The sequence below is a fragment of the Saccharothrix lopnurensis genome (genome assembly GCF_042658445.1).
Lineage (GTDB): Bacteria > Actinomycetota > Actinomycetes > Mycobacteriales > Pseudonocardiaceae > Actinosynnema > Actinosynnema lopnurensis.
In genome coordinates this window covers 1-8,830 of sequence record NZ_JBHSQO010000083.1, presented here as the reverse complement: position 1 = coordinate 8,830, position 8,830 = coordinate 1, and the positions used below count along the sequence as shown (strand labels likewise).

General features: G+C 72.3%; 6 protein-coding genes. 2 read left to right on the top strand and 4 right to left on the bottom strand.

Annotated features, from left to right (window positions below; translation table 11 throughout):
• The first annotated feature begins 53 nt into the window (after positions 1–53).
• Positions 54–845: a hypothetical protein gene (locus ACFP3R_RS37130; RefSeq protein ID WP_380643660.1), complete on the top strand. Its 792-nt coding sequence runs from the start codon at positions 54–56 to the stop codon at positions 843–845.
• Here ACFP3R_RS37130 and ACFP3R_RS37125 read toward each other — a convergent pair.
• Positions 829–2,409, bottom strand: coding sequence for a glycosyltransferase family 87 protein (locus ACFP3R_RS37125; RefSeq protein WP_380643659.1), 1,581 nt, complete (start codon positions 2,407–2,409; stop codon positions 829–831). The two genes, ACFP3R_RS37130 and ACFP3R_RS37125, sit on opposite strands and share 17 nt — an antisense overlap.
• Before the next feature lie 266 nt (positions 2,410–2,675).
• Between ACFP3R_RS37125 and ACFP3R_RS37120 the strand changes: the two genes are divergently transcribed.
• The gene (locus ACFP3R_RS37120) at positions 2,676–2,954 is read left to right on the top strand and encodes a hypothetical protein (protein WP_380643657.1); all 279 of its coding nucleotides are present in this window, start codon (positions 2,676–2,678) and stop codon (positions 2,952–2,954) included.
• Between the two features lie 177 nt (positions 2,955–3,131).
• Here ACFP3R_RS37120 and ACFP3R_RS37115 read toward each other — a convergent pair whose 3' ends face one another.
• The 3 genes from ACFP3R_RS37115 to ACFP3R_RS37105 all read right to left on the bottom strand — a co-directional run.
• A complete protein-coding gene (locus ACFP3R_RS37115) occupies positions 3,132–4,511 on the bottom strand; it encodes a hypothetical protein (RefSeq protein WP_380643654.1) in 1,380 nt (459 codons plus the stop codon).
• Complete coding sequence (locus ACFP3R_RS37110; protein ID WP_380643652.1) at positions 4,508–5,575, bottom strand: SMP-30/gluconolactonase/LRE family protein; 1,068 nt, start codon at positions 5,573–5,575, stop codon at positions 4,508–4,510. Before ACFP3R_RS37110 ends, ACFP3R_RS37115 begins: the two co-directional genes overlap by 4 nt.
• A gap of 814 nt (positions 5,576–6,389) precedes the next feature.
• A partial coding sequence (locus tag ACFP3R_RS37105) for a transglycosylase domain-containing protein (RefSeq protein WP_380643649.1) occupies positions 6,390–8,830 on the bottom strand: 2,441 nt, incomplete at its 5' end.

The following is an 8,830-nucleotide window of genomic DNA, read 5'->3' as shown; positions in this document are numbered from 1 at the left end:
CGCCCCCCCCCCCCCCCCCCCCCCCCCCCGCCCGCCCGCTGGTGGACCGGGCGGTGGTCGCGGCGGTGCTGCTCGGCATCGGCTTCGCGTTCAAGGTCTACCCGGCGATCTTCGTGCTGCCCCTGTGCCTGTACGTGCTGACCGGCGGCCCGGGTGGTCGGGAGCTGCCCGCCGGCCGGCGGTACGACCCGGTGGGCGCGACCCGGGTGGCGCTGGTGGCGGTGCTCACCGCGGTGGTGATCAACCTGCCGTTCGCGGTGGCGGGCCCGGAGGGCTGGCGGGCCTCGTTCACGTTCCAGGGCCTGCGGCGGGTGGACATCACCACGAACTCGGTCTGGTTCTGGTCGATGCGGCCGTTCATCGCGGACGAGACCATGCAGTCGGTGGTGTCGGTGCTCTCGCCGGTCACCGTCCTGCTGTCGTTCGCGCTGGCCTGCCTGCTCGGCCGGCGCCGCCACCTGGTCGAGGGCACCTACCCGTGGGTGCCGGTGTCGGCGGCCATGCTGTGCGGGTTCCTGCTGCTGCACAAGGTCCACTCGCCGCAGTACACGCTGTGGCTGGTGCCGATGTTCGTGCTGCTGCGGGTGAACTGGGGCTGGGTGGCGGCCTACTTCGCCGCGGACCTCGCGATGGGCATCGGCATCTTCCGCTGGTACCACGCCATCGAGTCCGGCCAACCGTCCGGCATCTACGACGGGTTCGCGGCGCAGGCCGTGGTCATCGGGGTGTGGGGGCGGGCGGTGCTGCTGGCCGCGCTGTTCCTGGTGTTCCTGCGGGCCGAGGTGACCTTCACCGACCGCCGGCGGCCTCCCGAGCCCGCGGGCGACGTCAGCCCACGGGCGTAGCGGCCGGGGCCGCCTCCACCCGCTCCCGCTCCCGCCCGCGCCCGAACCGCAGCACGAACCGGTCCGGCGCCCCGTCGAGCGGCCCGCCCGCCGGGTCGTCGTCGCCCGACTGCCGCACCTTGTCGAGGTCCGGCCGGTAGATCTCGCGCACGACCAGCACGCACAGCAGGACCACCATCGCGTCCCGGGCCACCACCGTGCCCAGGAACCAGTCGATCGGCAGCCCCTTGTTCTCCACCCCCAGGTAGAAGTACATCCGCGGCACCCACACCAGCGCGTCGACCGCCATCCACGCCAGCAGCAGCCGCCAGCGGGGCAGGGCGAGCACCGCCAGCGGCACCAGCCACAGCGAGTACTGCGGGCTCCACACCTTGTTCGTCAGCAGGAACGCCGCCACCACCAGGAACCCCAGCTGCGCGAACCGCGGCCGGCGGGGGGCGGACAGCGTCACGTACCCGATCGCCGCGCAGCACACCAGGAACAGCGCCGCGCTGACCGCGTTCAGCACCTCCGGCGCCTGCCCCTGCGCCAGCCCGGGGTCGAAGCCCGGCCAGCCGGTCCACTGCGCGACCACGTTGTAGAGCGAGTCCGGGTCCACGCCGCGCTCGGTGTTCAGCCGGAAGAACTCCCGCCAGCCCGCCGGGTAGAGCAGCGCGATCGGCGCGTTCACCGCCGCCCAGGTGACCAGCGTCGCGCCCAGCGTGGTGAGGAACGCCCGCAGCTTCCCCGACCGCCAGCACAGCAGCAGCAACGGCCCGAGCAGGAACAGCGGGTACAGCTTCGCCGCTCCACCCAGGCCCAGCAGCACGCCCGCCAGCAGCGGTCTCTTCCGCGCCCACGCCAGCATGGCCGCCGTGGCGAACGCCGTGGCCAGCGTGTCGAAGTTGGTGAAGGCGTGCACGACGACCAGCGGGGAGACCGCCACCAGCACCGCGTCGTACGGTCTGCGCCTGGCCAGCTGCGACACCGCGAACGCGGTCACCAGCCAGGCCAGCGCCAACCACACCGCGGTGATGTTGAAGTACACGATCACGGTCATCGGGTTCGGCAGCCAGCCCGACTGGGCGATCACCGTCCACCCCTGCGCCATCCGGGCGTTGAGCAGCATGAACATGCCGGTCAGCACCGGGTACTCCATGTACCGGACGTGCGCCGTCGGCTTGCCCTCGTCGTCCACCCACGAGGTCCGGTAGGGGAACGTGCCCGCCTGGTCCAGCCGCTCCGCGGTGTAGAGCGGCACGGTGTCGGAGTAGCACAGGGCGACGAACTGCCTGCTGCCCCGCCAGTCCAGCTGCACCACGCCGTTGTCGTCGACGTACTGCTGGACGCACGGCGACTTCTGGAACCAGGCCAGCGCCAGCGTCACGACCGCGAACAGCAGCACCACCCGCAGCGGCGTCCAGAACCACTGCCTGCCGACCTGGGCGTGCCGGCCGACCGGTCCGCCGACCAGTCTGCTCACCGCCCGCGCGGGCGCCTCGGTCCACGTCGGGTTGACCCGCTCCTCGGGACCGAGGGAGTCGGCGTCGTCGGCGTTCGCCTGGGTGTGCGAGGGACTGGCCACGGGCAGCGATGCTACGGGCACGGGTCAACACCGGCTGTGAGGTCCGCCGCGGGACGTGTCCGGGTTGCCCCCGGTCGACGGGGGCGACCCGGACGGGCACCCGGACCGGCGCCCCGCCCGCGACCGGGTCGCCGCACGCGGCCTTGCCGGCGAACCCGGCCCTCGGGTCGGCGAACTCGACGGGGATCCCGTCGGCGTTCAGGTCGAGCACCAGCCCGGCGTGCTGGTCGGCGAGCAGGTCCGACATCTCGGCGAGCCAGTCGATCGTGAGCCCCGCGAACGTCACCGCGCAGTCACCGCGCCGCTCCATCAGCCTGGGGTACCCCATCAGCACGATCTTGGCGTTGAACCGGGCGTCGTTGCCCCCGATGGACATGGTCACGAGCGTGGTGTTCTCGTCGACGAAGCCCCGGTCCAGCTGGGACACCTCGCTGTGCATCCCCTCGCCCTCCTGCCCCAGCGAGTCGGTCGGCTTGTCCTCGCCCGCCGAGTGGAACGGCAGGACGTGCCGCGTCCGCGCGCCGCTGCACGCGAGCAGGTGGTAGTCCAGCGTGGGGTCGTTGTAGAAGTCGGCGATCTGGCCGATGGTGTTGCCGCCGTGCGCGGCGAGCCTGCCCTGCCTGGACCAGGCGTGCGGCGACCGGTGGCAGGCGTTGCGCAGGTCCGGCTTGTCGCCGTGCACGTTCGTCTCCCGGTAGTAGGCGGCGTTCCCGCCCGCCCCCTCACCGGAGGAGCAGGAGTCGCCCAGCGCCACGACCACGTTCGCGGGCTTGTTCGGCATCGGCTGGAAGGCCACCGCGTCCCAGGCGACGTCCTCCACGCCCAACCCGTCGAACGTGGTGGTCGACAGCCGCACCCGGGGCGTGCCGGCGAACGAGCCGGCGGTTCAGCGTCCAAGTCCCGGTGACCTTGCCCAGGTTGCCCGCGGCGTCGTCCTCGCGGGTGTGCCCGAACCAGAAGTGGTTGTCGAAGCCGGCGCCGATCTGGTGGAAGTCGATCTTGGCGGACGGGTTGTCGAACTGGAGGCCGAACGTGCCCTGGCTGGTCCAGTCCCGCGCGCAGCGGCGGGCGGGGTCGGCCCACTTCGCCGGCAGCGCCGCGGGGGTGGCCGGCAGGTCGTCGACGATCAGGGCGTTCGCGGGCAGGGTGTCCTGCGCGCACCGCGGCGGGTAGTTCGTCCCCCAGCCGGGGGACGGCTCCACGTCGAAGCGGAAGTTCCAGACGCCGCAGGTCAGCTCGCAGTCGGGCTTCCACGTCGCGGGCAGGTTCCACCAGCACTTGAGGTCCCGCTTGCCCGTGGCCGGGTTCCGGTGGTCGCACGGACCCGGCGGTTCCGGGTCGTCACCGGGGCCCGGCAGCACCGACGGGTCGTCGGGCACCCACGCCTGGCCCGGGTGGCAGTCGTTCTGAGCGGTGCAGAACAGGTCGACCGGCGGCTTCACCTGCTCGCGGTACAGGTTCCCGTTCGAGCCCGCCGTGTTCCACCAGGCCGGCTCGAAACCGGGGCCCGTGGGCGTCGAGATCGAGTGCGCGGCCCAGCCCATGATCTTCTCCGGGTACGGCCACAGGTTCGGCCGCACCGCGTCGGCCTGGTTGAACTCCAGGAACGGCAGCCGGTTGGCCGGGTAGCGCGGGTTGACCGGGTTGTTGGTCCACCCCACGCCCCACGGCGAGCCGTCGCCCCGGTTCGGGTTGAACCCCGAGTTGTAGGCCCACACCGCGAAGAACCAGTTCTCGATCTTGCGCGGGTTGCCGTTGTTCACGACGAGGCCGGCCGCCCGGGTCTGGTTCCACTTCTGCTGGAGGATCTGGAGGCCGCGCGCGATGTTCGTCTTGTGGTCCAGCGCGATCGCCCGCTGCTGGGCCGCCGGGAGCGCGGGCGCGTGACCGCCCTCGCGGCCCGCCGTCCTCATGCCGTCGGTGACCCGGGTGATGCCGTAACCGCAGTCGGTGTTCTCCAGGGTGCCGAGCACGGCGCGGTCCGCCGCCCACTCCGCCTGGAGCGCCGTGGGCTGGGTGGCCATCGCGCCGGCGTCGCCGCGCGGGATCGCGCAGGTGCGCTCGGCGTCCACCGGGTTGGCGAGGTCCGCGTTGGCCCTCATCCCACCGGGCGTCCCGGGGACCCCGGGCGCGGCTCGCGCCCGCTCGCCGCGTGCGCGCCGACCGAGGTCGTCGGGTCGACGGTGAAGCCCAGGCGCTCCCCGGTGCCGAGGACCTTCAGCTCCACCTCCGCGGGACGCGCGGCGCCGGGGTCGGCCCCCGGTGGGCCGGCCCACCCGGACCGCTCCACCGCCACCCGGCCCCCGGTGGACACCAGCGCGTCCCGGGCCGCGTCGACCTTGACCACGGACCGCGGCAGCGCGCCGACCTCGTCGGCCTTGCCGGTGAGGAACACCGACCCGGCCCGGCCCGAGGTGACGCCCAGGTCCCGGACCCCGCCGGTGGCCGGCGTGGTCACCCTCGCCCGCGGGTCGCCGGGCAGCGCGCGCCGCGCCCGCACCCGGTCGCCCAGCCGCTCCAGGAACACCACGCCGCCGTCGGCGTCCGGCCGCACCATGAACGGCGACCCGGTCGCGGCGGCGACCCGGGTGCGGTTGCCGCTGTCGTCGATCCTGACCAGCGCCGAGCCGGAGGCCGCCACCACCCCGGCGGCCGTCGGCACGGCCGAGGTGACCTGACCCTCCACCTCGACCGGCCTCGCCGGCGCGGAGGTGGAGGCGTCGAGCCTGGTCAGCCGCGTCCGGCCGAGGTCGTCACCCTCCTCGGTGAACACGGCGCCCTCGCCGGCGCCGCACCCCGGGTTGAAGTAGGCCAGGCTCGACCGGACCGGCAGCTCGGTCACCGCGCCGGTGTCCAGGTCCACGGTCGCGCTGAACCCGCCCCGACCGGCCGACCGGTCCCGGTTGGTGAAGATCCGCGGCGCGTAGACGACGACCGCGCGCTTGCCGGACCCGGTCACGCAGGCGTTGCCGATCCACTGGTCGGCCTCGAACCCCGGTTCCGACAGGGTCGCCGCGGTGCGCCACGTGTAGCCGGTCGAGGCGTCGGCGACCAGGACGTGGAAGCCGTCCCCGTCACCGCTGGTGGTCCAGGCCCGGTCCGTCGACCGCTGCCACCCCGCGGCGCGTAGACCACCACGGCCCTGGTCCCGGAGCCGGTCACGCACGCGTTGCCGATCCACGCGTCCGCCTCCAGGCCCGGCTTGCGCAGGGTGGCCGCGGTTCGCCAGGAGTACCCGGTCCTGGCCTCGGCCACCAGCACGTGGAAGCCGGTGGCGTCACCGCTGGTGGTCCACAGCCGGTCGCCGGACGCCTTCCAGTCGGCGCCCAGGAGTTCGCCGCGCCGCTCGGGCCGCCACCGCGGGTGGTTCGACCGGCGCCGCGGGCGCGGCCGGTGCCCGGTCGGGCGCCGGTTCCGCCGCGGCGACCGGGACCGGCGCCAACGAGGCCAGCAGCGCTATCGCCGCGGGCAGCACTATTCTCTTCCTTCGCACGGGCCCACCGTTCTTCGAGGTGATCGCAGGGGAATCCGGCCGGGCGCGCGGAATTGCGCGCTCGACTGGCGAGCACCCGAGCGGGTGCTCACCGGTGGTGCGGGCGTGGTTCGACGCCGCGGTGGCGCGGTGCGTCCGCAATGCGTCACGGGGAACGTTCCGCGCGGCAAAGGCGCAGGTGATGACCTGCGGTCTGCGCGGAACCGAAAACGAGGACCTCGGTGACCGCCTGGACGAGGCGGGGTCACCACCGGTCTGCTAGATCATGGCGAAGAACTTGCCCACTTGTGCCCCCCTGGCTGCGTGAACCGTCAAAACGAGAGAACTACAGGGTGCATCCGAAGTCAATTGACCCGGTTCGTGGTGCAGATCACCCGCGTCTTGTCGGGTGAACAAAAGCACTTCGTTGACAGATTTCCCGGACAAAGCAGAAGGGCCCGGCGGGAGCCGGGCCCTTCTGCTCAGGGATGAACTTCGCGGGGGTGGATCAGCCACCGCCCGGTGGTCGGACGTTGTTGCCGGGACCCGGGTCGGGGTCGTTCTCGTCCGACGTGGGCGCCGTCGTCGGCGTGGTCGGGCAGACCAGCCCCGTGCACGGCCGCGTCGGCCTGGTCGTCGGGGCCTGGGTCGTGGTGGTGGTTTCCTGGGTCGTGGTGCGGTCCCGGCTGCGGTCCGGGTTCTCCGACGGGTTCGTGGACGGGTTCGTGGTGGTCACGACGGGGCGCGGGTTGTCGTACTGGCCCATCGGCTTGGCCTTCGGGAAGCGCCCGGACTCCGACCCGGCGAGGGCGTTGTCCATGAACTTCTGCCAGATCTGGCCCGGCAGCCCACCACCGAAGATCGGGTTGCCCCTGGCGTCCTGCAACGCCTTGTTGCCCTCGTTCTTGCCCATCCACACCGACGCCGACAGCGTCGGCGTGTAGCCCACCATCCACGCCTTCGAGTTCTGGCCGGCGTCGTCCGGGAGCTCGTGCGTGCCGGTCTTGCCCGCGCACTCGCGCCCACCCGCGCACTCGAGCCGCGAGTACTTCAGGACCGGCCGCAGCGACTCGGTCACGTTGTCCGCGATGTTCTGGCTCTTGGTCGGGTCCGCGTCGAACGCCACCCGGGACACGTCGACGTGCTGGTAGATCGCCTCGCCGTCGTCCTTGGTGATCTTCGAGACGAAGAACGGCTCGTGGTAGACGCCGCGGGCGGCGAACGTCGCGTAGGCGGAGGCCATGTCGAACGGCCGCACCTGCGCCTCGCCACCGCCGAGCGCGATGCCGATGTTCGGCGGCCCGCCGGTCTCGTTGGACAGGAGCTTGCGCTCCTCCCCGTACACGTTCACCGTCTTCGGGATGCCGGCCTCGAACGCCGCGTCGGCGACCGGCTGGGTGCCGATCTCCAGCACCATCTCGTAGAAGACGGTGTTCAGCGACATCTCCATCGCCTTGCGGACCGGGCACCGCTCACCGCACGAGTTGCCCCGGTCCGAGGCGTTGCGGATCACCAGCGGCTTGTCCGTGCCGATGTCGAAGGACTTCGGCGACCGGCCGTCGTAGGTGCTGCCCAGGCCCTTGCCCGCCTGGAGGGCGGCCACCAGGTCGAACGGCTTGAACGACGAGCCGGCCTCCTGGAGCGTCTCGCGGGCGTAGTCCTGCCCGGCGCCGTCCTCGCCCGCGTAGTAGGCCCGCACCGCGCCGCTGGTCGGGTCGACCGCCGAGAGGGAGGTCTTGAGGTCCTCCGGCTGGCCGTCGAGCACCTGGTTGACCGCGTCCTCGGCGGACTGCTGCATCTTCGGGTCGATCGTGGTGTGCACGGTGACGCCGATCTTCTGGACCTTCTCCTGGTCCCAGCCGACCCGGGCCATCTCCTCCAGGACCTGGTCCCGGATGTGCAGGCGCGGACCGCTCAGACCGGACTGCTCGGTCAGCGAGATCCGCTCGGGCACCTTCTCGGTCTCCCGGTAGGTCGAGTCGATCCAGTTGAACCGGAGCATCTGGTTCATCACGTAGTTCCAGCGCTCCTCGACGTACGCGAGGTCCTCCGACCGGCTCGGGCTCTGGATCATGCCCGCCAGCACGGCCCCCTGCGCCGGCGTGACCTGCTGGAGGTCGTCGACGCCGAAGTACGCCTTCGCCGCGGTCTTGACGCCGTACGCGCCGCGGCCGAAGTAGACCGTGTTCAGGTACGCGGTGAGGATGTCGTGCTTGTCCTGCTGCTCCGACATCTTGTAGGCGGCGACCATCTCGTTGAACTTGCGGGTCAACGTGGCGTCGGACTGGTCGGTCGCCTCTTTGACGTACTGCTGGGTGAGGCCCGAGCCGCCGGACTCGCGACCGGTGGCCTGGTACCAGACCGCGCGGGCGATGGCGCGCATGTCGAAGCCGAGGTTCGTCTCGAACGTCGGGTCCTCGGCGGCGAACACCGCGTTCTTGATGGAGTCCGGCAGGTCCTCGTACTTCACCAGCGTGCGGTTGGCCTCGCCGAGCGCGATTCGGGCCATCTCCGAGCCGTCGGCGTAGCGGATCGAGATGACCTTGCTCTGGTCGGCGGCGACCTGCTCCGGGTTGGGCACCTCGACCACCTGGTAGGCGATGGCGAAGGCGACGACCGGGGCGAGCAGCATCAGGCCGAGCGCCACGTAGGTGGTCCGGCGGACGCGGCGCCAGAGCTTCTTCCGGCGCACGGCCTTGGCCTCCGCCTCGGTGAGCTCGTAGTCGTACCCGTCCTCGTCGTAGAACGGCTCCAGCTCGACCTCGTCCTCGCGGTGCGTGAGGAGCTCGGGCTCGCGGGGGAGGCTCTGGTGCACCGGCACCAGCATCTCCGTCGGCTCCTCGCCGGGGCGGCGCTCGGTGGCGCCGCCGGGGCGGCGGGGACCGCCGGGGCCGCCCGCGGGGGGACGGCTGCCGGGAGGCGGCGGACCGGCCGGGCCGCCGGGGCGGC

Excerpts from the sequence above, each read along its gene's own strand:
- ACFP3R_RS37115 (WP_380643654.1), bottom strand. The coding sequence starts at position 4,511 with ATGAGGGCCAACGCGGACCTCGCCAACCCGGTGGACGCCGAGCGCACC.